Annotated in this window: 21 protein-coding genes; 12 read left to right on the top strand and 9 right to left on the bottom strand. The window is 68.6% G+C overall.

All coding sequences use genetic code 11. From position 1 onward, the window contains the following. Positions 1-23 precede the first annotated feature (23 nt). From secD to WS61_RS14065, 3 genes are all read left to right on the top strand, one after another. Positions 24-2,045 (top strand): protein translocase subunit SecD, encoded by a 2,022-nt coding sequence (secD, locus tag WS61_RS14075; RefSeq protein WP_059501019.1) that lies wholly within the window; start codon positions 24-26, stop codon positions 2,043-2,045. 18 nt (positions 2,046-2,063) lie between these two features. Next, positions 2,064-3,014 (top strand): protein translocase subunit SecF, encoded by a 951-nt coding sequence (secF, locus tag WS61_RS14070; RefSeq protein ID WP_059501018.1) that lies wholly within the window; start codon positions 2,064-2,066, stop codon positions 3,012-3,014. Positions 3,015-3,230: 216 nt separating this feature from the next. Beyond that, positions 3,231-4,775 (top strand): S41 family peptidase, encoded by a 1,545-nt coding sequence (locus tag WS61_RS14065; RefSeq protein WP_257127261.1) that lies wholly within the window; start codon positions 3,231-3,233, stop codon positions 4,773-4,775. Between the two features lie 18 nt (positions 4,776-4,793). Here WS61_RS14065 and WS61_RS14060 read toward each other — a convergent pair whose 3' ends face one another. The 4 genes from WS61_RS14060 to WS61_RS14045 form a co-directional block, all read right to left on the bottom strand. After that, positions 4,794-6,071: an MFS transporter gene (locus WS61_RS14060; RefSeq protein WP_059501017.1), complete on the bottom strand. Its 1,278-nt coding sequence runs from the start codon at positions 6,069-6,071 to the stop codon at positions 4,794-4,796. A gap of 192 nt (positions 6,072-6,263) precedes the next feature. After that, positions 6,264-6,845, bottom strand: coding sequence for a YceI family protein (locus WS61_RS14055; protein ID WP_006476873.1), 582 nt, complete (start codon positions 6,843-6,845; stop codon positions 6,264-6,266). A 65-nt stretch (positions 6,846-6,910) separates the two neighbouring features. Next, positions 6,911-7,471 carry a YceI family protein gene (locus WS61_RS14050; RefSeq protein WP_059501115.1) on the bottom strand — a complete coding sequence of 187 codons (561 nt, stop codon included), beginning with the start codon at positions 7,469-7,471 and terminating at the stop codon, positions 6,911-6,913. Between the two features lie 8 nt (positions 7,472-7,479). Continuing rightward, positions 7,480-8,040 carry a cytochrome b gene (locus tag WS61_RS14045; protein WP_034206446.1) on the bottom strand — a complete coding sequence of 187 codons (561 nt, stop codon included), beginning with the start codon at positions 8,038-8,040 and terminating at the stop codon, positions 7,480-7,482. 258 nt (positions 8,041-8,298) lie between these two features. On the opposite strand from WS61_RS14045, the gene WS61_RS14040 reads away from it, so the two are divergent. From WS61_RS14040 to WS61_RS14015, 6 genes are all read left to right on the top strand, one after another. Next, entirely contained in the window at positions 8,299-8,964 is a 666-nt protein-coding gene (locus tag WS61_RS14040; RefSeq protein WP_059501016.1) for a paraquat-inducible protein A, read from the top strand. Further along, complete coding sequence (locus WS61_RS14035) at positions 8,961-9,596, top strand: paraquat-inducible protein A (protein WP_059501015.1); 636 nt, start codon at positions 8,961-8,963, stop codon at positions 9,594-9,596. The genes WS61_RS14040 and WS61_RS14035 overlap by 4 nt, the downstream gene beginning before the upstream one ends. Beyond that, positions 9,589-11,208, top strand: coding sequence for an intermembrane transport protein PqiB (locus tag WS61_RS14030; protein ID WP_059501014.1), 1,620 nt, complete (start codon positions 9,589-9,591; stop codon positions 11,206-11,208). The genes WS61_RS14035 and WS61_RS14030 overlap by 8 nt, the downstream gene beginning before the upstream one ends. Further along, complete coding sequence (locus tag WS61_RS14025) at positions 11,205-11,924, top strand: membrane integrity-associated transporter subunit PqiC (RefSeq protein WP_059501013.1); 720 nt, start codon at positions 11,205-11,207, stop codon at positions 11,922-11,924. The genes WS61_RS14030 and WS61_RS14025 overlap by 4 nt, the downstream gene beginning before the upstream one ends. 482 nt (positions 11,925-12,406) lie before the next feature. Then, entirely contained in the window at positions 12,407-14,521 is a 2,115-nt protein-coding gene (locus WS61_RS14020) for a site-specific recombinase (RefSeq protein WP_059501012.1), read from the top strand. A 152-nt stretch (positions 14,522-14,673) separates the two neighbouring features. Further along, positions 14,674-15,975, top strand: coding sequence for a class I SAM-dependent RNA methyltransferase (locus WS61_RS14015; protein WP_059501011.1), 1,302 nt, complete (start codon positions 14,674-14,676; stop codon positions 15,973-15,975). Between the two features lie 73 nt (positions 15,976-16,048). Here WS61_RS14015 and WS61_RS14010 read toward each other — a convergent pair whose 3' ends face one another. Together WS61_RS14010 and WS61_RS14005 are read right to left on the bottom strand one after the other, a co-directional pair. Then, positions 16,049-16,513 carry an SRPBCC family protein gene (locus WS61_RS14010; protein ID WP_059501010.1) on the bottom strand — a complete coding sequence of 155 codons (465 nt, stop codon included), beginning with the start codon at positions 16,511-16,513 and terminating at the stop codon, positions 16,049-16,051. Further along, complete coding sequence (locus tag WS61_RS14005; protein ID WP_059501009.1) at positions 16,506-16,838, bottom strand: helix-turn-helix transcriptional regulator; 333 nt, start codon at positions 16,836-16,838, stop codon at positions 16,506-16,508. Before WS61_RS14005 ends, WS61_RS14010 begins: the two co-directional genes overlap by 8 nt. A gap of 170 nt (positions 16,839-17,008) precedes the next feature. Between WS61_RS14005 and WS61_RS14000 the strand changes: the two genes are divergently transcribed. Continuing rightward, a complete protein-coding gene (locus WS61_RS14000; protein ID WP_034206437.1) occupies positions 17,009-17,413 on the top strand; it encodes a VOC family protein in 405 nt (134 codons plus the stop codon). A 73-nt stretch (positions 17,414-17,486) separates the two neighbouring features. Next, on the top strand, positions 17,487-18,173 hold the full coding sequence (locus WS61_RS13995; RefSeq protein WP_059501008.1) for a YafY family protein: 687 nt from the start codon (positions 17,487-17,489) through the stop codon (positions 18,171-18,173). 66 nt (positions 18,174-18,239) lie between these two features. Here the strand turns inward: WS61_RS13995 and WS61_RS13990 are convergent, their stop codons facing one another. Continuing rightward, positions 18,240-19,163: a carbon-nitrogen hydrolase family protein gene (locus tag WS61_RS13990; RefSeq protein WP_059501007.1), complete on the bottom strand. Its 924-nt coding sequence runs from the start codon at positions 19,161-19,163 to the stop codon at positions 18,240-18,242. Between the two features lie 80 nt (positions 19,164-19,243). Here WS61_RS13990 and WS61_RS13985 point away from each other — a divergent pair, with 80 nt between their 5' ends. Then, a complete protein-coding gene (locus tag WS61_RS13985) occupies positions 19,244-20,164 on the top strand; it encodes a LysR family transcriptional regulator (protein ID WP_059501006.1) in 921 nt (306 codons plus the stop codon). A gap of 87 nt (positions 20,165-20,251) precedes the next feature. On the opposite strand, the gene WS61_RS13980 is transcribed toward WS61_RS13985, so the two are convergent. Both WS61_RS13980 and WS61_RS13975 read right to left on the bottom strand, forming a co-directional pair. Beyond that, positions 20,252-21,706, bottom strand: a complete 1,455-nt coding sequence (locus WS61_RS13980; RefSeq protein WP_006483443.1) for an NAD(P)(+) transhydrogenase (Re/Si-specific) subunit beta — start codon at positions 21,704-21,706, stop codon at positions 20,252-20,254. After that, the gene (locus WS61_RS13975) at positions 21,703-22,029 is read right to left on the bottom strand and encodes an NAD(P) transhydrogenase subunit alpha (protein WP_012327914.1); all 327 of its coding nucleotides are present in this window, start codon (positions 22,027-22,029) and stop codon (positions 21,703-21,705) included. The genes WS61_RS13980 and WS61_RS13975 overlap by 4 nt, the downstream gene beginning before the upstream one ends.

Genomic DNA, 22,029 nt, shown 5'->3' with positions numbered 1-22,029 from the left:
CCAACCACCCGTTCGGCCCCCTCATGAATCGTTATCCACTCTGGAAATATGTCGTGATGGTCGTGGCGCTCGCCATCGGCCTTCTGTACACATTGCCCAACTTCTTCGGCGAAGCGCCGGCGGTGCAGGTGTCGAGCGGCAAGGCCACGGTCAAGCTCGACTCGACCACGCTGACCCAGGTCGAATCGGCGCTCGCGTCCGCGCAGATCACGCCGGACGACGTCACCTTCGAGAACACGGCGACCAACGCGAACATCCGCGTGCGCCTGAAGGACACCGATACGCAGCTGCGCGTCAAGGACCTGCTGCAGAAGTCGCTGAACGCCGACCCGAACGATCCGCAGTACGTCGTCGCACTGAACCTGCAAAGCGCGTCGCCGCGCTGGCTGACCGCGCTGCACGCGCTGCCGATGTATCTCGGCCTCGACCTGCGCGGCGGTGTGCACTTCCTGCTCCAGGTCGACATGACGGGCGCGCTCACGAAGAAGCTCGACTCCGACGCGTCCGACGCGCGCACGCTGCTGCGCGACAAGAACATCCGCGACGGCGGCGTGAGCCGCGTCGAGCAGTCCGTGGTCGTCAACTTCAGCGATGCGCAGACGGCGGAAGACGCCCGCAAGGTGCTCGCCGCGTCGATCACCGAGCTGCAATGGGCGACGCAGCCCGGCGGCGGCGGCACGCAGGTGGTCGGCACCTTCACGCCGGCCGTGCAGAAGTCCGTCGAGGACGCCGCGCTCAAGCAGAACCTGACCACCCTCCACAACCGCGTGAACGAACTCGGCGTGTCCGAGCCGATCCTGCAGCAGCAAGGCAGCGACCGCATCGTCGTCGAACTGCCGGGTGTGCAGGACACCGCGAAGGCGAAGGACATCATCGGCCGCACCGCGACGCTCGAGGCGCGCCTCGCCGACCCGATCAACACGCACCCGAACCCGAACGATCCCGTGCCGCCGGGCGAGGAACTCTTCACGCAGGGCAACCAGGCGCCCGTGCTGCTGAAGAAGGACGTGATCTTCACCGGCGACCGCATCATCGACGCGTCGGCCGGCTTCGACGAGCACCAGCGTCCGTCGGTCAACATCCGCCTCGATTCGGCGGGCGGCCGCGCGGTGCGCACGGTGTCGCGCGAGAACATCGGCAAGCCGATGGCGATGGTGCTGTTCGAGAAGGGCAAGGGCGAAGTGCTGACGGTCGCGACGATCCAGTCCGAACTCGGCGACCGCTTCCAGATCACGGGCCAGCCGACGCCGCAGGCCGCGGCCGATCTCGCGCTGCTGCTGCGCGCCGGTTCGCTTGCCGCGCCGATGGACATCATCGAGGAACGCACCATCGGCCCGAGCCTCGGCGCCGACAACATCAAGATGGGCATCCACTCGGTGATCTGGGGCTTCTGCGCGATCGCCGTGTTCATGGTCGCGTACTACATGCTGTTCGGCGTGGTGTCGGTGATCGGCCTGTCGGTGAACCTGTTGCTGCTCGTCGCCGTGCTGTCGCTGATGCAGGCGACGCTGACGCTGCCGGGCATCGCGGCCATCGCGCTCGCGCTCGGCATGGCGATCGACTCGAACGTGCTGATCAACGAGCGCGTGCGCGAGGAACTGCGCGCCGGCCAGCCGCCGCAGCTCGCGATCCAGGCCGGCTACGCCCATGCGTGGGCGACGATTCTCGACTCGAACGTCACGACGCTGATCGCCGGCCTCGCGCTGCTCGCGTTCGGCTCGGGCCCGGTTCGCGCGTTCGCGATCGTGCACTGCCTCGGCATCCTGACGTCGATGTTCTCCGCGGTGTTCTTCTCGCGCGGGATCGTCAACCTCTGGTACGGCGGCCGCAAGAAGCTGAAGTCGCTCGCGATCGGCCAGGTGTGGAAGCCGGAAGGCGCCGCTGCCGCCGCGTCGTTCGCCGATGCGGACGAATCGACCGACACTGCCCGCGCCGCGAAGCTCGCCGCCCCGGCGAAGGGCAACGCGCCGCGCGCCGGCAAGCCGCAGTTGCGCAACCGCGCGCAGCAAGGCGTGTCGCCGAAGAAACCGGGCTCGACCCAATAAGGCCCCGGAGACGAAGCCATGGAATTTTTCCGCATCCGTAAAGACATTCCGTTCATGCGGCACGCGCTGGTGTTCAACGTGATCTCGCTGGTCACGTTCCTCGCCGCCGTGTTCTTCCTGTTCCACCGCGGGCTGCACCTGTCCGTCGAATTCACCGGCGGCACGGTGATCGAGGTTCAGTACCAGCAGGCCGCGCAGCTCGAACCCGTGCGCGCGACGCTCGGCAAGCTCGGCTATGCCGATGCGCAAGTGCAGAACTTCGGCACGTCGCGCAACGTGCTGATCCGCCTGCAACTGAAGGAAGGCCTCACGTCCGCGCAGCAGAGCGACCAGGTGATGAGCGCACTGAAGGCGCAGAGCCCGGACGTGACGCTGCAGCGCGTCGAGTTCGTCGGCCCGCAGGTCGGCCGCGAGCTCGCGACCGACGGTCTGCTCGCGCTCGCGTGCGTCGTGATCGGCATCGTGATCTACCTGTCGTTCCGCTTCGAATGGAAGTACGCGGTGGCCGGCATCATCGCCAACCTGCACGACGTCGTGATCATTCTCGGCTTCTTCGCGTTCTTCCAGTGGGAGTTCTCGCTGGCGGTGCTCGCGGCGATCCTCGCGGTGCTCGGCTACTCGGTCAACGAGTCGGTCGTCATCTTCGACCGGATCCGCGAAACGTTCCGCCGCGAACGCAAGATGAGCGTGCAGGAAGTGATCAACCACGCGATCACGACCACGATGTCGCGCACGATCATCACGCATACGTCGACCGAAATGATGGTGCTGTCGATGTTCTTCTTCGGCGGCCCGACGCTGCACTACTTCGCGCTCGCGCTGACGGTCGGCATCATGTTCGGCATCTACTCGTCGGTGTTCGTCGCGGGCTCGCTCGCGATGTGGCTCGGCATCAAGCGCGAAGACCTGATCAAGGAAAAGAAGGCCGCGCACGATCCGGACGATCCGAATGCCGGCGCGCAGGTTTGAGCGCTACACCGTTTCGGCTTCGAAAAAACCGGCCCGTTTGGGCCGGTTTTTTTATGTGCGGGCCACCGCGGTCCGACACGCGGCCGGCTCGACCGGCGCGGTCGCAGGGGTCGGCTACAATCGTCACCGCGCCCTGCCCCGTCGCTTGCCGGTTGCCCCCGGCACCGGGCACCCCCTCGCCACCCGTCCGAACGTGCGGTCCCGATGATGCCTCCCATGCGTGTCGTTCGTCGCCTCGCCGTCTGCGCAGCCGTCGCGGCCGCGTTCCCGTATGCGCCGCTCGCCGATGCGCAACCGGCATCCGCATCCCCCGCCGCTTCGCTGCCTGCCGCTTCACCGGCCGCCGCTTCGGTGCCCGCCATCCGACCGCCGTCGCCCTGCCCGCCCGACTGGGAGCCGCAGCTCTGCGAACTGAAAGCGGCCGTCGAAGTGCTGAAGAAACAGCACCTGACCGACGTCGACATCGGCGCGCTGCTCGACGCCGCGACCCACGAAGGCATCAAGACGCTGCCGTACGCACGCTTCTTCAACGCGAAGGAAGAGCAGGAGCGGCGCGACGACGAGCGGCGCGCACGCGACGGCACGCCGGGCATCGGGATCGTGTTCGAGACACGGCCCGACGGGCTGCACATCATCGACGTGATCCCCGACGCACCGGCGGAACGGGCCGGCGTGCGGCCCGACGATCTCGTCGTCGCGATGAACGACAGGAGCGTCGTCGGCATCGACGGCAGCGCGCTGATGCAACTCGCGAAGGGCGACGCGGGCGTGCCGCTGAAGCTCACGGTGCAGCGCGGCCCGAAGCATGCGGTGCTGAGCTTCGCGCCCGTGCGCACGATCGTCAAACCGCATCCGGCGACCGCGAAGCGGCTCGACGGCGACATCCTGTACACGCGGCTGTCGAGCTTTCCGGAGCCGGCGGTCGGCGACTATATCGACGCGGTGCAGGCCGCGCGCCGCGCGGGGCCGCCGGTGAAGCAGATGATTCTCGACCTGCGCATCAACGGCGGCGGCGCGCTCAATGCGGCGATCGGCATCACCGCGCTGTTCGCGGGACGCGACCGCACCGCGATGGTGACGGTCGAGCGCGGCGACACGCACCGCCGCCGCTACACGACCAACTGGCCCGACTACGAATTGCCCGTCATGCACGGGCAGGATCCGCTCGCGCCGCTGCAGGCCGACGACTGGTGGCGCACCGTGCCGCTCGTCGTGCTCGTCGACGGACAGAGCGCGTCGGCCGCCGAAGCGACCGCGGCCGCGCTGAAGGATCTCGGCCGCGCGAAACTGCTCGGCATGCCGACCTACGGGAAAGGGCTCGCACAGACGGGCGTCGATCTCATCGACGGCACGCGTCTCAATTTCACGTTCGCGCGCAACCTGCGGCCGAACGGCTGCCCGATGGACGGCTACGGCGTCATGCCGGACTGGCTCGTGCCGCCGCGCGTCGATTCGGACGTCGACGGCGTGCTGCTGTGGTACCGGGAAGCCGATCTGGCCCGCGCACCGTATGCGGACCGGCAGGCGCCCGACCCGTTCGCGCAGGTGCGCAACGCACGACAGAAGCTGCGCGAGCAGCGCGTGCGCGCGAAGATCGATACGGCGAGGAGCGCGGCGCTGCCGCAGCGCGCGTTCGGCACGGCCGCCGACTGGCAGCTCCGGCAGGCGCTCGCCGCGCTCGCGGGGCGCCCGGTCCGGACCGTCGACGCGCCGCCGCAACTGATGCCGGCGCAACCGGTGTGCGAGCGCGGCGGCAATTGACGCGCCGCCCCGCCCCTTTCAGCGAAACCCGAACCGCCGCCGCAGCACGACCAGCGCCGCGAGGCTCAGCACGGCCGCGAACATCAGGTAGAAGCTCGGCGCAGTCTTCATCCCGGTCTCGCGGATCAGCCACGCGATGATGAACGGCCCGAAGCCGCCGAAGATCGTCACCGCGACGTTATACGCGAGCGACATCCCGGTCGTGCGCGTCTGCACCGGAAACACCTCGGACAACAGCCCCGGCAGCGCCGCGAAGTAGCCGGTCATCAGGAACGCGAGCAGCACCTGCAGCGCGATCAGCGTGCCGAAGCCCGGATGCGCGACGAGATACGCGAACGCCGGATAGATCAGCACGAGGATGCCGACGGCCGGCGCGATCATCACGCGCACGCGGCCGTAGCGATCCGACCAGTGGCCGACGAGCGGCGCGAACGCCATCTGGATCACGCCGACGACGAGAATCGCCGCGAACGCGGCGGACGGCGCGAGGCCGAGCTGCTTCACGCCGTAGGTCGGCATGAACAGCACGAGATAGGTCGCGACGGTGCCGAGCACGACCACGCCCATCGCCGCGACGAGGCGCGCCTTGTGCGACGCGAACGTATCGCGCAGCGGGTTCGCGGTGCCTTCGGCCGCGAGGAATTCGGGCGTCTCGTCGACCTTGGTTCGGATGTAGTACGCGACCGGCCCGAGCAGCAGCCCGAAGAAGAACGGCACGCGCCAGCCCCACGACGCCATCTGCGCGGCCGACAGTTGCGCGTTCAGCACGGTGCCGAAGCCCGCGGCGAGCAGCGTCGTGAGCCCCTGGCTCGCGACCTGCCAGCTCGCGAAGAACCCGCGCCGGCCCGGCACGTGCTCGGCGAGGAACGCGGTTGCGCTGCCGAACTCGCCGCCTGCCGAAAAGCCCTGCATCAGGCGCGCGGCGACGAGGATCACCGGCGCGGCGACGCCGATCGTCTCGTAGGTCGGCAGCACCGCGATGATCAGCGTGCCGGCCATCATCAGCAGGATCGACAGCGTGAGCGCGGCCTTGCGGCCCGCGCGGTCGGCATACGCGCCGAGCACGATCGCGCCGAGCGGCCGCATGAAGAACGACACGCCGAACGTGCCGAGCGTGAGCAGCAGCGACACGGTGTCGTTGCCGGCGGGGAAGAACAGCTTCGAGATCGTCACCGCGAAAAAACCGTAGACGACGAGATCGAACCACTCGAGCGCGTTGCCGATCGACGCGGCGACCACCGCGCGCCAGACGCGCGGCGACGAGGCAATGGAACGGGACTGCGTGACGGCATGCATCGGCGATCTCCTTGTCGTTGTACGTTCTGTTCGAGGCGGCCGCCGTCGCGGCGTCGGCCTGCCCGGCGCCGCATGGCCGCATGCTGCGCTCGGGCGATTATAGGCGCGCAAAAAAACCGCCGCGCCCTGGTAACGGGAGCGCGGCGGTTTGCCCGCAGGGGCCGGCACGATGGCCGGCCCGGCAGGAGAGCCTTACTGCTGCTTGACCGCTTCGGCCGTGATCAGCAGCTTCGTCTTCATCTTGAAGCCGTACTGCTTGCCGTAGTCGAGACCGAAATCGTCGCGGCTGAATTCGCCGACCGCGTCGACGCCGCACACTTCGCGCTTGAGCATCGGGTGCGGCATGCACTTGAACGAATCGATCTTCAGCGTGAGCGGCTTCGTGACGCCATGCAGCGTCAGGTTGCCGACCACCGACACCGGCTTGTCGCCGTCGAACTTGATCGTGCCCTTGTAGTTCGCCTGCGGGAACTTCGCCGCATCGAAGAACTCGGCCGTCTGCAGGTGCTCGTCGAGCTTTGCGCTGCCGGTGTGGATCGACGCGATGTCGGTCGTCACGTCGACCGTGCCGGTCTTCGCCGCGCGATCGAGCGTCACGGTGCCGCTCGACTTGTCGAACTTGCCGCGCCAGACCGACAGGCCGCCGAAGTGGTCGGCCTCGAAGCTCGGGTACGTGTGGCTCGGGTCGAACTGGTAGGTCGCGCTTTCGGCGAAGGCCGAGAACGACAGCGAAGCGGCCAGCGCGCCGGCGGCGATGATCAGATGCTTTTTCAAACCTTTTCTCCTGGGAACGGCGCCGCGCCCTCGCGCGGCATTCAGTGGACGCGGCAACCTGCCGCTTACTTCGTGGCGACGAGATGGAACTTGATCTGCACTTCGTCCGCGACGACCGACGTGTCCTTCCACTCGCCGGTACCGACGTTGAAGGTCGAACGCTTGATCGGCAGCACGCCGTCGAACGTCTGCGTCGCGCCGTTCTGCGCGACCGTGACGGGCACCGTGACGGTCTCGGTCTTGCCCTTGATCGTCAGCTTGCCGGTCACGTTGTACTTGTTGCCGCCGGCCGGCGCGATCGCCGACGACACGAAGCTCGCCTGCGGATAGGTCTTCGCGTCGAACCAGTCCTTGCCGGCGACCTGGTCGTTGTACATCTTGTCGCCGAGGTCGAAGCTCGCGACGTCGATCGTCATTTGCGCGCTGCCCTGCGCGGCCTTCGCCGGGTCGAACTTCACCTGCGCGGAAAACTTCTTGAACGCGCCTTCGGTCGGCACGTTCATCTGCTTCGACACGGCGGACACCTTGCTCTTCGCGAGATCGACGTCGGCATGCGCCGCGCCCGACGCGACAAACGCCGCCGCGGCGAACGCGGTCAGCATGGAGCGGGAGAAAGACACTTTCATGGGATCCTTCATTTGGCAAAGGGAAGCATGCGCGACAGCAGGCCGTCGCGGTCCAACAACTGATGCTTGAGCGCCGCGAGCACGTGCATCGCGACGAGCGCAAGCAGAATGTAATTCAAAGACACGTGCAGCGTCTTGAAGGTTTCCTTGAGCGCCGGATCGGGGTCGATCAGGCGCGGCAGCGGCACGATGCCGAGATAGACGACCGGGATATTCGACGCCGAGCTGTACAGGTAGCCCGTCGCCGGAATCACGATCATCAGCACGTACAGCAGCATGTGCACGCCGTGCGACGCCGCGCGCTGCCACGCCGGCGTGTCGCCCGGCAGCGGCGGCGGCACGTGGGTCGCCCGCCACAGCACGCGCACGACGGCGAGTGCGAACACCGTCACGCCGATCCACTTGTGCCACGAGAAGTACTTCAGCTTGGTGGGCGTGAAGCCGGGAATGTCCGTCATCACCCAGCCGAGCGCGAAGCCGCAGACGATCAGCAGCGCGATCAGCCAGTGCAGGGCGATCGCGGTAGGCGCGTAGCGTGCCGGCGCGGCCGGCGGCGATTTCGATGCCATCTTGGGTTCCTCAGTTCAGCGAACGGCTGCGCCGGTAAATTCGGCCGACGCATGTCGAGGGCGCCATGCTACCGCAACCTTTTGACGCGCGCGGACTCTGAGGACAGGCGCGCCAGCCGGCTGACGGCTTCCCGCCATGTTACCGACCGGTCACGCAACGCACGATCCTTGACCCATCGAAAAAGCCCTTTTGGTAAGATTGGCGCGGGTTCCGGCCCCGTCGACGCGTTCCCCGGCCGTCGCAGCACCGCCTTTTCCATGCAACGATACGACCTGATTGCCTGCCACGAATGCGACGCACTGTTGCATAAACCGCGCCTGAGCGGCCGCGAAATCGCACGCTGCCCGCGCTGCGACGCGCTGCTCTATCGCAACAGCACCACGCAGATCGAGCGCATCAGCGCGCTCGCGGTCGCGGCGCTCGTCACGTTCGTCATCGCGCAGGCGTTCCCGATCCTCGAAATGGACCTGAACGGCACGCGCGTGCAGACGACGCTGATCGGCGCGATCGATGCGCTGTGGCATCAGGACATGGAGATCGTCGGCGTGATGGTGTTCTGCTCGACCGTGCTGTTCCCGCTCGTCGAGATGGCCGCGCTCCTGTACGTCCTGCTGCCGATCCGGCGCGGCATCGTGCCGCCCGGCCTCAACGTCGTGCTGCGCACGATCCAGCTCGTGCGGCCGTGGGGGATGATCGAGGTGTTCATGCTCGGCATCGTGGTCACGATCGTGAAGATGGTGAGCCTCGCGCGCGTCGTGCCCGACGCGGCGCTGTTCGCGTTCGGCGCGCTCACGCTGATGACCGCCGTCGTGCTGATGTTCGACCCGCGCACGGTGTGGGACATCGCCGACGACCTGCGCGCCGGCCGCGCGCCGGCGCGGCCCGACCCCGCCGCGCCGCTGCAGGACACGCCCCGCCGATGACGAGGCCCACGCCGACCGCCGCCCGCGAGGGCTACGCCAGCTGCCACGCGTGCGGGCTCGTGCAGACGATCGACCGGCCGCACGCGCATTGCGCGCGCTGCGGCAGCGCGCTTCACGTGCGCACGCCGAACAGCATCATGCGCACGTGGGCGCTGCTGCTCGCGGCCGCGATCCTCTACATTCCGGCGAACCTGCTGCCGATCATGCGTACGTCGTCGATCGTCGGGTCGCAGCAGGACACGATCATGAGCGGCGTCATCTATTTCTGGACGTCCGGCGACTGGCCGCTCGCCGTGGTCGTGTTCGTCGCCAGCATTCTCGTGCCGATGCTCAAGCTCGCCGTCCTGACGATCCTCGTCATCAGCGCACAGCGCCGCACCGCCTGGCGGCCGCTGCAGCGCACGCGCCTCTATCGGATCGTCGAGCGCATCGGCCGCTGGTCGATGCTCGACATCTTCGTCGTGACGCTGACCGTCGCGCTCGTCCATTTCCGTTCGCTCGCCGTCATCACGGCCGGCCCCGGCGCGCTCGCGTTCGGCTCGGTCGTGATCCTGACGATGCTCGCGTCGATGCAGTTCGATCCCCGCCTGATCTGGGATCCAGTCGAAACCTCAGGGAATCACCATGAATAGTCCACAAGGCCCGCAGCACGATGCGCCCCGGCCGCCCGATCCGGCGATCTCGACGAAAAGCGGCTGGCTGCCGTCGCTCGTCTGGCTCGTGCCGCTGATCGCCGCGCTGATCGGCATCGGCCTCGTGATCAAGTCCGTGCGCGAGCGCGGCCCGGAAATCACGATCAGCTTCCACAGCGCCGAAGGGCTCGAGCCGGGCAAGACCCAGGTCAAGTACAAGGACGTCGAGATCGGCACGGTCAAGACGATCAAGCTGTCGAAGGATCTGTCGCGCGTGCTGGTCCAGGTGCAGCTCAAGAAGGAAGCCGAGGACTTCGCGGTCCAGGGTTCGCGCTTCTGGATCGTGCGCCCACGCGTGGGCGCGACCGGCGTGTCGGGGCTCGGCACGCTGCTGTCCGGCGCGTACATCGGCGTCGACGCCGGTCACGGGCAGGACACGCTGACCGACTTCACCGGCCTCGAGACGCCGCCCGCCGTCACGGGCGACCAGAAAGGCACGCAGTACGTGCTGCGCGGCGATTCGCTCGGCTCGGTCGACATCGGCTCGCCGGTCTACTACCGTCGCGTCCAGGTCGGCCAGGTGGTCGGCTTCTCGCTCGACAAGGACGGCACGGGCGTCACGTTCAACGTGTTCGTCAATGCACCGTACGACCAGTACGTCGGCATGAACACGCGCTGGTGGCAGGCGAGCGGCGTCGATCTGCGGCTCGATTCGAGCGGCCTGAAGCTGAACACGCAGTCGCTCGCGACGGTGATCCTCGGCGGCATCGCGTTCCAGACGCCGCCGAACCAGGGCAGCGGCACGACCGCGCCGAACAACACGACGTTCCGTCTCGGCTCCGACGAGGGCGACGCGATGCGCGACCCGGACGGCCAGCCGCTGCAGGTCGTGATGAACTTCAACCAGTCGCTGCGCGGGCTCGCCGTCGGCGCGCCGGTCGACTTCCGCGGCATCGTGCTCGGCGAAGTGACGAACATCGGCATCGACTTCGATCCGAAGACGAAGAACTTCCTGATGCCGGTGACGATGAACGTGTATCCGGAGCGCCTCGGCCGCCGCTTCCGCGAGACGATCGAGAGCAAGGGCGAACCGGCGCGCCGCGAAATCGTCGAGCGGCTCGTCCAGCACGGGCTGCGCGGCCAGCTGCGCACCGGCAACCTGCTGACGAGCCAGTTGTACGTCGCGCTCGACTTCTTCCCGAAGGCGCCGGCCGTGAAGATCGACACGGCCCGCCAGCCGCTCGAGCTGCCGACCGTGCCGAATACGCTCGACGAGCTGCAGTTGCAGGTCGCCGACATCGCGAAGAAGCTCGACAAGGTGCCGTTCGACCAGATCGGCGCGAACCTGAACAGCGCGCTCGCGAACGCCGACAAGCTGTTCAAGCAGCTCGACACGCAGGTCGCGCCGCAAGCGCGCGACACGCTGTCGGCCGCGAAGCAGACCTTCTCGACCGCCGAGGCGACGCTGCAGCAGGATTCGCCGCTGCAGTCCGACGTGCGCGGCGCGCTGAAGGAACTCACGCGCACGCTGCAATCGCTGAACGCGCTCGCCGACTATCTGGAGCGCCACCCCGAATCGCTGCTCAAGGGCAAGCCAGGAGATAAACCATGACGACACGCGTGAACGGTTTTGCGAGCGGCGCGGCGGCCGTCTTCGCCGCACTCGCGCTCGCCGCGTGCAGCTCGCCGCCCGCGCGGTTCTACACGCTCAGCCCGGCCGACGCCGCGGCGCCGCTGCGCACCGCGCCGGCCAACCCGGCGTTCCTGATCGAGGTGCCGTCGGTCGGCGTGCCCGAACAGGTCGCGAAGAACCAGTTGGTCGTGCAGAAGAACGCCGCGCAGGTCGACGTGCTCGAGCAGGAGCGCTGGGCGTCGCCGCCCGCCGACGAGATCCGCCGCGCGCTGTCGGACGATCTCGCCGCTCGGCTCGGCACGATCGACGTCGCGAATTCCGCCTATCCGGCCGGCGTACCCGTGTACCGCATCAGCGTGAACGTGCAGCGCTTCGAGTCGTGGCCCGGCAAGCGGGCCGCGGTCGACGCCGTGTGGAGCGTGCGCTCGCTCGCCACGCAGGCCGTGATGACCTGCCGCACGAGCGTCGCCGAACCGGTCGGCGACGGCTACGACGCACTCGTCGCCGGCCACCGGCGCGCGCTCGACGCGATTGCCGCGCAGGCCGCGGACGGCGTGCGCGCGATGGCCGCGCGCCGCGGCGCGCCGGCCACGCCCGCGGCCGGCAGCAAGACGGCGGCCGCGCCGGTCGTGCCGTGCCCGGCCAACCCGACGTCCGGCGGCGACGCCGGCGCGACGGGCAAGTCCGGCGCATAAGCGAACGCGGACGGCGCGCAGGCGAACGTTCGACACGGCGTTCGCCCGCGCGGTGTCGAATGGCGCGTCGGGCCGCGTGCCGCCCGTCGGGGGCTGCACGCCGCCGCAGCCGGCCTCGCGTACCGCCTTCATCGGCCGACGGCCATTTAGAACGGCCATTTACATTCTTTGTCAAAGCCGCCGGAACCCGCGCCATGCAACGCGGTCGGCTTGCGTTTTCCGGCCCGATTGACGATCCTACGCACTTTCAGGCTCGCGCCGTTCGTCGTGCGCACCGGCCAGTGGCGCCGGGCCGCGTTCGGCCCGACCGCCGTGCCCCCGGCGCCTGCACGCGGTCGGCGTGCACCGCAGCGGGGCAGTCGCATCGCGGGTCGCCGCGCCCCGTCCGGCACCGGCCCCGTCTCATCCGTTCTCCCGGCGCCGCGCCGTTTCCCCGGCCGGCATCCCGAACCCGCCCGTCACGGGCTTTCGCTATTCCGTTTATGTTTCGTTCCCTGACGACCCTGATCAAGAAGTGGCGCGCGTCGCGCAATGCCGGTCACCAGCTCGATGCGCTGCTCGCGCATGCCGACGCCGACGCGTCGTACGCCGAGCGCAGCGAATGGCTGATCGAGCTCGCGCACTGGCTGCGCCGCAACGGCACGGTGCAGGACGAGCCGGCCGAGCGCGACGCCGACACGCGGGCCTATCCCGCCCATGCGCGGCTGCGCTACCTGTTTCACGTGCTCGATCGCAACCCCGCATGGAAAGCGCACGCCGCGCGCATCCTGCGCGGCATCCTGCGCGAGTGCGACGGCATCTCGCTGCTGTGCGACGCCGGCATGCCCGTGCATTCGGGCTTCTTCGGCGCGCTGTTCGAGCGGATCGATTCGTCGCTGATCCCGCCCGCGCCGAACCGCCGCGAACTGTCGGCGCTGTTCACGCTGATGTTCCCGACGCCCGAGGACGCGAAATGGATCGACGCGCTGCCCGACGACCTGCTCGCGCGTCTCGCCGAGCTGCTCTCGTTCGACGTCACCGACGAGGAGCGCCACGAGCCCGGCTCGTTCTCGCGCGATCTGCTGGCCGCGCTGCACAACCTGACCTGCCAGATCAGCTCGACCGGCCTGTCGCAGACGGTGCGCAGCCGGCTGTCCGACGACGATGCGCGCAAGCCGCTCGAATCGCAGCCGTTCTACCGCCTCACGCGCGCGATGCTCGCGGTCGAGACCGCGCACGCGGCCGTCGAGGACGGCGGCGATCCGAGCAAGCTGCTGCACGAGGTGAACTACCTGCGCGTGCTGCTCGACGAATGCCGGATCGCCGTCGACAACGTGTTCGCGCACCTGTACCGCAACGGCGTGTCGGTCGACATCGTGTTCCAGGTCGAGCGGATGCGCATGCGCATCCTGCGCGCGGAAATGCTGCTCAACGCGTGGATGGCGCGCGACGACCTGCACGGCATGGCGCACCTGACCGCCGAGCTCGTCGACGCGAACCAGAGCAGCCAGAGCGTCGCGCACCTCGTGCGCAGCAACTTCTCGCTGTTCGCACGCAAGCTCGTCGAGACCAACGCGGACACCGGCGAGCACTACATCTCGCGCGGCCGGGCCGAGTACCTGAAGATGCTGCGGATGGCCGCGGGCGGCGGCCTCGTCACGGTCGCGACCGTGTGCGTGAAGTTCGCGATCACGGGTGCGCACCTGCAGTCGATGCTCGAAGGGCTGCTGGCGGGCATCAACTACGCGGCCAGCTTCATGCTGATGCACTTCCTGCATTTCACGCTCGCGACCAAGCAGCCCGCGATGACCGCGCCGACGCTCGCGCGCGAACTCGACGACACCGGTCACGAGGAAGGCGTGAAGGCGTTCGTCGCGTCGGTGATTGCACTGATCCGCACGCAGGCGGCCGCGATTTCCGGGAACGTGGTCGTCGTGCTGCCCGTGTGCCTGCTCGTGCAGCTGTTCGCGGCCAACGTCGCGCATACGAACCTGATCTCGCCGGAGAAGGCGCACGCGACGCTGCATTCGTTCTCGCTGCTCGGCCCGACGCCGTTCTATGCGGCGCTCACGGGCGTGCTGCTGTGGGCGTCGAGTCTGCTCGCGGGCTGGGCCGACAACTGGTTCGTGCTGCACCGCGTCGGCGATGCGCTCGCGTACAACCGCCGGCTGCGCCTGACGCTCGGCGCGGCCGGCGCCGCGAAGCTCGCGCATTTCTGCCGATCGAACGTCGCCGGCGTGGTCGCGAACGTCGGCCTCGGCCTGATGCTCGGCCTCGTCCCGGCGATCGTCACCGTGTTCATGTTCCCGTTCGAGGTGCGGCACGTGACGCTGTCGGCCGGCTCGATCGGGATCGCGCTCGGCGTACTGGGCAAGGATGCGCTCGGCACGCCCGAACTGTGGTGGGCCGGCGCCGGCGTGCTCAGCATGGCCTTCCTCAACGTGCTCGTGAGCTTCGCACTCGCGTTCACGATGGCCGTGCGCTCGCGCAGCCTGCGCCCGACCAAGGTGCGCGCGCTCGTCGCCGCGATCGTCCGCACGGTGCTGTCGAATCCGCTCGCGCTGTTCTGGCCGGCGGGCACCCCGGCCGCGCGCGCCGGCCAGCCGGGCGCGCACTGAGCTGCGGCGGGCAGCGGCGCCCCGCCGGTGCCCGTCGCCGTCCTCCCGGCACGCGCGAGCGGCCGTCGTGCCGGCGCCGTCGCGCCGAAACGCCGGCCCCGGTCGGCCGCGCCGCGTACAATAGTGGACTTTTGCACGTCCTCACCCGCCTTATGTCCTCGCCCACCCTGTTCGAATTCTTCGCCCCCTGCCCGCGCGGCCTCGAAGCGGCGCTTGCCGCCGAGCTGGCCGAAATCGCCGGCCGCCACCTGAACGGCGCGCCGTTCACCGCGGGCGCGCAGGTGCCGGGCGGCGTCCATTTCAGCGGCGGCTGGGCCGCCGGCATGGCCGCGAACCTCCATTCGCGGATCGCGAGCCGGATCCTGCTGAAGATCGCGCACCGCGCGTACCGCAACGAGCAGGACGTCTATGCGCTCGCGCTCGAGCAACCGTGGGAGCGCTGGTTCGCGGCCACGCAGACGCTACGCGTCGACATCACCGCGATCAAGTCGCCGCTGAAGAGCCTAGAATTCGCGACGTTGCGCGTGAAGGACGCGATCTGCGACCGGATGCGCGACAAGACCGGCGCGCGCCCGAGCATCGACACCGGTGCGCCGGACGTGCGCGTGTTCGCGTTCCTGACGGCGGGCGAATGCACGCTGTACCTCGATACGTCGGGCGAGCCGCTGTTCAAGCGCGGCTGGCGTCTCGACAAGGGCGCGGCGCCGCTGCGCGAGAACCTCGCGGCCGGCATCCTGCGCCTGACCGGCTGGACGCCCGGCACCGCGCTGTACGACCCGATGTGCGGCAGCGGCACGTTCCTCGCGGAAGCCGCGCAGATCGCGCTCGGCGTGGCGCCCGGCGTCGAGCGCCGGTTCGGCTTCGAAAAGCTCAAGCAGTACGACATCACCGCGTGGCAGGGGCTGAAGGTCCCGGCGCTCGACGCGAAGCGCGCGGCGCGAGCCAGGCGCGGCGAAGCGCTCGGCGTGTACGGCAGCGACATCTCCGGCGACATGCTCGAGAAGGCGCGCGCGAACCTCGAGCGCGCGGGCGTGCCGTCGGTGTGGCTCAAGCAGGTCGATGCGCGCGGGATGACGCCGCCGTGCGACGGGCCGGGCATCCTCCTCGCGAACCCGCCGTACGGCGAGCGGATCGAAGTGCGCGGCCGCAGCGCGCGCGGCGAGGTGCGCGAAACCGGCCGCAACCGCGGCAACGACGACGCATTCCGTCGCACGCACACCGACGCGCCGGACAGCGAGTTCTTCAACGCGCTCGGCGATGCGCTGAAGCAGCGCTTCACGGGCTGGCAGGCGTTCCTGCTGACGTCCGACCGTTCGCTGCCGGGCCAGTTGCGCCTGCGCGAATCGGCCAAGACGCCGCTGTTCAACGGCGCGCTCGAATGCCGGCTGTTCCGCTTCGACCTGATCGCCGGCAGCGTGAAGGCACGCCCGGCCGCGCCGGAGGGCGACGCGTAAGCCATCCGTGCGCTTGTGCAAGCCACGACGTGCAGGGGCCGCCATCGCGGCCCCTGTGCTTTTCCGCAGCCGGTCAATGCTTCGACTGCGACCAGCGTGCCATCGTGAACGGCAGGGCATGCCCCGTCTCGAGCAACGTCTTCAGGCTCGACAGCACGACCGGCCAGCCGCCGCGAATCCCTCGATCCATCTCCGAACCGGGCACCAGCCCGTCGTGCGTGACGGTCAGCTTCACGACGCCCTCGTGCGGCTCGACCAGATAGGTCACGCGCGATTTCCCGCCCTCCCCCGACGGCGTGCGCCACGTGACGACCAGCCGGCGCGGTGGATCGTTCTCGACCACTTCGCCGACGATGTCGACCCGCGACGGATCGTCGTAGTCCTGATGTTCCCACCGCGAACCCGGCCGCCAGTCGGGCGACGCGTTGCGATGCCGTACCCAGTAGTCCTTCGTCAGCTCGGCGTTGGTCAGCGCGTCGAACACGCGCTCGGGCGTGGCCGCAATGAAGGTCACGTACACGAAGTCGGGATTACCCATTGTCGTCTCCCGTGTCGCGGGGCGCTTCCAGCCCCCGCTTGAGGTCCGCCAGCGCCTGCAGGCGCTGACGCTCGAACTTGCCGATCCAGCGTTGTGCGATGTCATGGATCGGCACCGGATTCAGGTAATGCAGCTTCTCCCGGCCGCGCCACGTCGTCGCGACGAGATTCGCGGCCTCGAGCAGCGCGAGATGCTTGCTCACGGCCTGCCGGCTCATCGCGAGCCCGTCGCACAGCTCGGACACGGTCTGGCCGTTTTTTGCGTACAGCAGATCGAGCAACCGACGGCGCGTGGCATCGGCCAGCGCCTTGAAAACGAGGTCCATGCCGCTCCCGGGTCAACGGTCTTATTATGCAACCAAATGGTTGCATGTCAAGGGTGACAACTCTACTGACAATACGGTGTCAGCAGCCCGCGATCACACTGCAATCCCGGCGCAATGCAGGCTGGTTTCCCCACCGAATCCGAATAACAACGCAACACAAGGAGCTCGTCATGACGTCAGCAACCGCCACTGCAACCGTGGAACGCGCGATCGCCTGGTTCGACATTCCGTCCCTCGATTTCGACCGCGCGATCCGCTTCTACGAAACCGTGCTGCAAACCACGTTGCAGCGCGAGGTCATCGGCGGCGTGCCGATGGCGACGTTCGATCGCGACGCATCGAGCACGGGTGGCAGCATCGTGTTCGATCCGCAGCAGATGAAGCCGAGCGCGAACGGCGTGCTCGTCTACCTGAACGCCGGCGAGTCGGTCGTCGCGGCGCTCGAACGCGCGAAGCGCGCGGGCGGCGTCGTGCAGGGCTCCGTCGTCGAGCTGCCGAACAACTACGGCTACGTCGGCTACCTGATCGACACGGAAGGCAACCGCGTCGGCCTGCACGCGCCGAAATGCCACTGAGCGCAGCGGTCAGCGGGCCGGCGCGGCGCTATCATCGCGAAGTCCCCGTAGCCAGAGGAATCGAGGTGCTGTCATGACCCGCCGTGCCGACCGCCTGTTCCAGATCGCCGAGCTGTTGCGCGGGCGTCGTCTCACGACCGCGCAGCAGCTGGCCGACTGGCTGTCGGTGTCGCCGCGCACGGTCTATCGCGACGTACGCGACCTGCAACTGTCAGGCGTGCCGATCGAAGGCGAGGCCGGCATCGGCTACCGGCTGAACCGCAACGCGAGCCTGCCGCCGCTCACGTTCACGGCCGAGGAGCTGGCGGCGCTCGCCACCGGCGCGCGCATGCTCGAGACCTGGGGCGGTGCGCGCTTCGCGAGCGGCGCGCGCTCGGCGCTCGCGAAGATCGCGTCGGCAATGCCGGCCGACAAGCGTACGGCGCTCGACCGGCTGCCCGTGTTCGCGCCGTCGTTCCACATCGACGCGACGTTTTGCGCGAAGGTCGACGCGATCCACCAGGCGATCGACACGCGCCACATCGTCAGCTTCGACTATCGCGACCGGCTCGGCGCGCATTCGCAGCGTCGCGTCTGGCCGCTCGGGCTCGTCTACTGGGGCGGGCGCTGGACGATCGGCGCGTGGTGCGAGCTGCGCGACGATTTTCGCACCTTCGACATCGCGCGGATGGGCGACATCACCGTGCACGAGCAGTTTCCGGACATGGAGGGCCGGCGGATCGCCGACTACATGCGGATCGCGGAAGCGCCGATGCGCTGACGCGGCGCGGCGGGCGGCCGCCGCCCTTCGTTTTCGGGCGCCATGCGGCGCCCGCCTCCGCTTTCGTTACCCGCCGAACACCACCGGCCGCTTCGGCCGCTCGTCGACGTGCAGCGAAAACACGTCCGCACGTGCGTAGTGCCCCACGACGTCGAAGTCGTAGCGCGCCCGCACGAGCTCGTCGGTGTCGATACGGGCGGTCACGAGCCCGGCCTCGCCGATCAGCGGCTCCGTCAGCAGGTCGCCGAGCGGCCCGACGATCACGCTGCCGCCGCGAATCAGCGGCCGCTCGGGGTCCCAACCCGGCACGTCGATGCCGAGCGCGCGCGGCGACGGCTGCACCTGGCACGCGCTCACGACGAAGCAGCGCCCTTCGTGCGCGATGTGCCGCATCGAGCTCTGCCACACGTCGCGCTCGTCGACGGTCGGCGCGCACCAGATCTGCACGCCTTTCGCGTACATCGCGCAGCGCAGCAGCGGCATGTGGTTCTCCCAGCAGATCGCGGCGCCCGCGCGGCCCGCGGCCGTCTCGACGACGGGCAGCGTCGAGCCGTCGCCCTGCCCCCAGATCAGCCGTTCGGTACCGGTCGGCATCAGCTTGCGGTGCTTCGCGACGAGCCCGTCGCGCGGATCGAAGAACAGCGCCGTGCAGTACAGCGTGCTGCCGCCGCGCTCGATCACGCCGACCACGAGGCTCGCGCCGGTGCGCTGCGACAGCGCGGCCAGCTCGTCGGTTTCCGGCCCCGGCACGTCGATCGCCTGCGCGGCGTAGCGCGCATATGCTTCGCGTCCTTCGGGCAGCCGGTAGCCGAGCCGCGTGCCGAAGATTTCGCCTTTCGGATAGCCGCCGAGCACGGCCTCGGGCAGCACGACCAGCGACGCGCCGCTGTCGCGGATCGCGGTTTCGCAGCCGAGGATCGTGTCGAGCGTGGCGTGCGTGCCGGCGGGCGATGCGCCGATCTGCAGCGCGGCGATGACTGACGTGGACATGAAGGCGTCTCCGTTGAATGGGATGTCGCCATCTTTATCGATAAGATGTCATCGATCAAATCGATGGAACGATATGTGTCATGAACGTGGATGATATCGCCAGCCTCGACCTGAACCTGCTGAAGGTGTTCGAGGCGCTGTACGAGGAAGGCGGCGCGAGCCGCGCGGCGCTGCGGCTCGACCTCACGCAGTCGGCGGTCAGCGCGGCGCTCGGGCGGCTGCGCGTGATCTATGCAGATCCGCTGTTCGTGCGCACCGGCCGCGGGCTCGCGCCGACGCCGCGCGCGGACGAGCTGAAGCCGATCCTGTCGGACGCGCTCGACCGCTGCCGCGAAAGCCTCGCGATCGCGGCCGACGGCGGCGACCGCGTCGGCCGCACGATCTCGATCGGGCTGTCCGACGACTTCGAGATCGCGCTCGGCCGCGCGTTGATCGATGCGCTCGCGCAAGAAGCCGCCGGCATCCGGCTGATCTTCCGGCAGACCCACAGCGGCATCGCCGGCGACGCGCTGCTGCGGCACGGCGTCGATCTCGCGATCGCATCGGGCGGCTTCTCGGCGAACGGGCTCAGCCGGCGCGCGGTCGCGACGGGCGGATATGCGTGCCTGATCGATCCGGCCGGCCGCGCGCGGACGCCGCGCACGCTGACGCTCGCCGAGTTCCTGCGGCGCGACCACCTGCTCGTATCGTCGGGCGGCGTGATCGGGATCGTCGACGAGGCGCTGGCCGCGCTCGGCCACCAGCGGCGCGTCGCGGCGTCGACCACGCATTTCGCCGCGCTGCCGTATCTGCTCGCCGGCTCCGACGCAGTCGCGACGATTCCCGCGCATGCGGCCCGCGCGATCGCGCAATCGACCGCGCTGCGCGCACTCGCGTGCCCGATCGACCTGCCGCGCTATCCGGTCGAAATCGGCTGGCGCACGAGCACGCAGCGCGACCCGGCGATCGTGCGCGTACGCGACGCGATCGCCGCCTGCATCGCGCAACGCGTCGCACCATGAAAAAAACCCGGCCGGCTTGCGCCGGTCGGGCCTGTGCCGGCGCGGCGCCCGCGCATCGAAGCGGGCGCCGCATAGCCTCGGCGTGCGCTACTCGACCGCCTTCACCATGTCCTCGATGACCTTCTTCGCATCGCCGAACACCATCATCGTCTTGTCCATGTAGAACAGGTCGTTGTCGAGGCCCGCGTAGCCGGCCGCCATCGAACGCTTGTTGACGATCACCGTGCGCGCCTTGTACGCCTCGATGATCGGCATCCCCGCAATCGGCGATTTCGGATCGTTCTTCGCGGCCGGGTTCACGACGTCGTTCGCGCCGAGTACGAGCACCACGTCCACCTGGCCGAATTCGCCGTTGATGTCCTCCATCTCGTGCACGATCTCGTACGGCACTTCCGCTTCCGCGAGCAACACGTTCATGTGGCCCGGCATCCGGCCGGCGACCGGGTGGATCGCGTACTTCACGTCGATGCCCTTCTCGACCAGCTTGTCGGTCAGCTCCTTCAGCGCGTGCTGCGCACGGGCGACGGCGAGCCCGTAACCCGGCACGATCACGACCGATTCCGCGTTGCCGAGCATGAACGCCGCGTCGTCGGCCGAACCCGACTTCACCGGCCGCTGCTCCTGCGCGCCCGCCGCGCCGCCGGCCGCCGCTTCGCCGCCGAAGCCGCCGAGGATCACGTTGAAGAACGAGCGGTTCATCGCGTGGCACATGATGTACGACAGGATCGCGCCCGACGAGCCGACCAGCGAACCGGCGATGATCAGCATCGCGTTGTTCAGCGAGAAGCCGATGCCGGCCGCCGCCCAGCCCGAGTACGAGTTCAGCATCGACACGACCACCGGCATGTCCGCGCCGCCGATCGGGATGATGATCAGCACGCCGAGCACGAACGCGATCGCCGTCATGATGATGAACGGCAGCCACGCCTGCGTGATGAAGAACAGGATGCCGAAGCCGAGCATCGCGATCGCGAGCATCAGGTTGATCAGGTGCTGGCCCGCGTACACGACCGGCGCGCCCTGGAACAGCCGGAATTTGTACTTGCCCGACAGCTTGCCGAACGCGATCACCGAACCGGAGAACGTGATCGCGCCGACGAACGTGCCGATGAACAACTCGACGCGGTTGCCGTACGGGATGAAGCTCGACGACACCGCGTCCTGCGGCACGAGGCCGAACGCTTCGGGCTCCGACACCACCGCATATGCGATGCACACGGCCGCGAGACCGATCAGCGAGTGCATGGCCGCGACGAGCTCCGGCATCTTCGTCATCTCGACGCGCGCGGCGACGAACGCCCCGACGCCGCCGCCGACGATCAGCGCGCCGAGCACGAGCGCGAGGCCGAGCGGCAGGTTCGCGCCGAGCCACGCGGCCTGCTTGACGATCAGCGCGATCGTCGTGAGGATCGCGATGGCCATCCCGACCATCCCGAACAGGTTGCCGCGCCGCGCGCTCTTCGGATTCGACAGGCCCTTCAGCGCCTGGATGAAGCACACCGAGGCGACGAGGTACAGCAGCGTAACGACGTTCATGCTCATCGCGCGCCCTCCTTGCCGCCCTCGATGCGCTTGGGCTCCTTCTTGCGGAACATCTCGAGCATTCGCCTCGTCACGAGAAAGCCGCCGAACACGTTGACGGCCGCGAGCGCGACCGCGAGCGTGCCGAAGAACTTGCCGGTCGCGCCGACGGTGAGCGCCGCCGCGAGCATCGCGCCGACGATCACGATCGCCGAGATCGCGTTGGTCACGGCCATCAGCGGCGTATGCAGCGCCGGCGTGACGTTCCAGACGACGTGGTAGCCGACGTACACCGCCAGCACGAAGATGATCACGTTGATCACCGTGTGATTGATGACTTCCAT

It is taken from the genome of Burkholderia sp. ABCPW 11 (assembly GCF_001523445.1).
In the GTDB taxonomy this organism is placed as follows: Bacteria; Pseudomonadota; Gammaproteobacteria; order Burkholderiales; family Burkholderiaceae; genus Burkholderia.
This window is presented reverse-complemented; position numbering and strand designations above follow the sequence as displayed.

Excerpts from the sequence above, each read along its gene's own strand:
- secD (WP_059501019.1), top strand. The coding sequence starts at position 24 with ATGAATCGTTATCCACTCTGGAAATATGTCGTGATGGTCGTGGCGCTC.
- secF (WP_059501018.1), top strand. The coding sequence starts at position 2,064 with ATGGAATTTTTCCGCATCCGTAAAGACATTCCGTTCATGCGGCACGCG.
- WS61_RS14065 (WP_257127261.1), top strand. The coding sequence starts at position 3,231 with ATGCGTGTCGTTCGTCGCCTCGCCGTCTGCGCAGCCGTCGCGGCCGCG.
- WS61_RS14060 (WP_059501017.1), bottom strand. The coding sequence starts at position 6,071 with ATGCATGCCGTCACGCAGTCCCGTTCCATTGCCTCGTCGCCGCGCGTC.
- WS61_RS14050 (WP_059501115.1), bottom strand. The coding sequence starts at position 7,471 with ATGAAAGTGTCTTTCTCCCGCTCCATGCTGACCGCGTTCGCCGCGGCG.
- WS61_RS14045 (WP_034206446.1), bottom strand. The coding sequence starts at position 8,040 with ATGGCATCGAAATCGCCGCCGGCCGCGCCGGCACGCTACGCGCCTACC.
- WS61_RS14040 (WP_059501016.1), top strand. The coding sequence starts at position 8,299 with ATGCAACGATACGACCTGATTGCCTGCCACGAATGCGACGCACTGTTG.
- WS61_RS14035 (WP_059501015.1), top strand. The coding sequence starts at position 8,961 with ATGACGAGGCCCACGCCGACCGCCGCCCGCGAGGGCTACGCCAGCTGC.
- WS61_RS14030 (WP_059501014.1), top strand. The coding sequence starts at position 9,589 with ATGAATAGTCCACAAGGCCCGCAGCACGATGCGCCCCGGCCGCCCGAT.
- WS61_RS14025 (WP_059501013.1), top strand. The coding sequence starts at position 11,205 with ATGACGACACGCGTGAACGGTTTTGCGAGCGGCGCGGCGGCCGTCTTC.
- WS61_RS14020 (WP_059501012.1), top strand. The coding sequence starts at position 12,407 with ATGTTTCGTTCCCTGACGACCCTGATCAAGAAGTGGCGCGCGTCGCGC.
- WS61_RS14015 (WP_059501011.1), top strand. The coding sequence starts at position 14,674 with ATGTCCTCGCCCACCCTGTTCGAATTCTTCGCCCCCTGCCCGCGCGGC.
- WS61_RS14010 (WP_059501010.1), bottom strand. The coding sequence starts at position 16,513 with ATGGGTAATCCCGACTTCGTGTACGTGACCTTCATTGCGGCCACGCCC.
- WS61_RS14005 (WP_059501009.1), bottom strand. The coding sequence starts at position 16,838 with ATGGACCTCGTTTTCAAGGCGCTGGCCGATGCCACGCGCCGTCGGTTG.
- WS61_RS14000 (WP_034206437.1), top strand. The coding sequence starts at position 17,009 with ATGACGTCAGCAACCGCCACTGCAACCGTGGAACGCGCGATCGCCTGG.
- WS61_RS13995 (WP_059501008.1), top strand. The coding sequence starts at position 17,487 with ATGACCCGCCGTGCCGACCGCCTGTTCCAGATCGCCGAGCTGTTGCGC.
- WS61_RS13990 (WP_059501007.1), bottom strand. The coding sequence starts at position 19,163 with ATGTCCACGTCAGTCATCGCCGCGCTGCAGATCGGCGCATCGCCCGCC.
- WS61_RS13985 (WP_059501006.1), top strand. The coding sequence starts at position 19,244 with ATGAACGTGGATGATATCGCCAGCCTCGACCTGAACCTGCTGAAGGTG.
- WS61_RS13980 (WP_006483443.1), bottom strand. The coding sequence starts at position 21,706 with ATGAGCATGAACGTCGTTACGCTGCTGTACCTCGTCGCCTCGGTGTGC.
- WS61_RS13975 (WP_012327914.1), bottom strand. The coding sequence starts at position 22,029 with ATGGAAGTCATCAATCACACGGTGATCAACGTGATCATCTTCGTGCTG.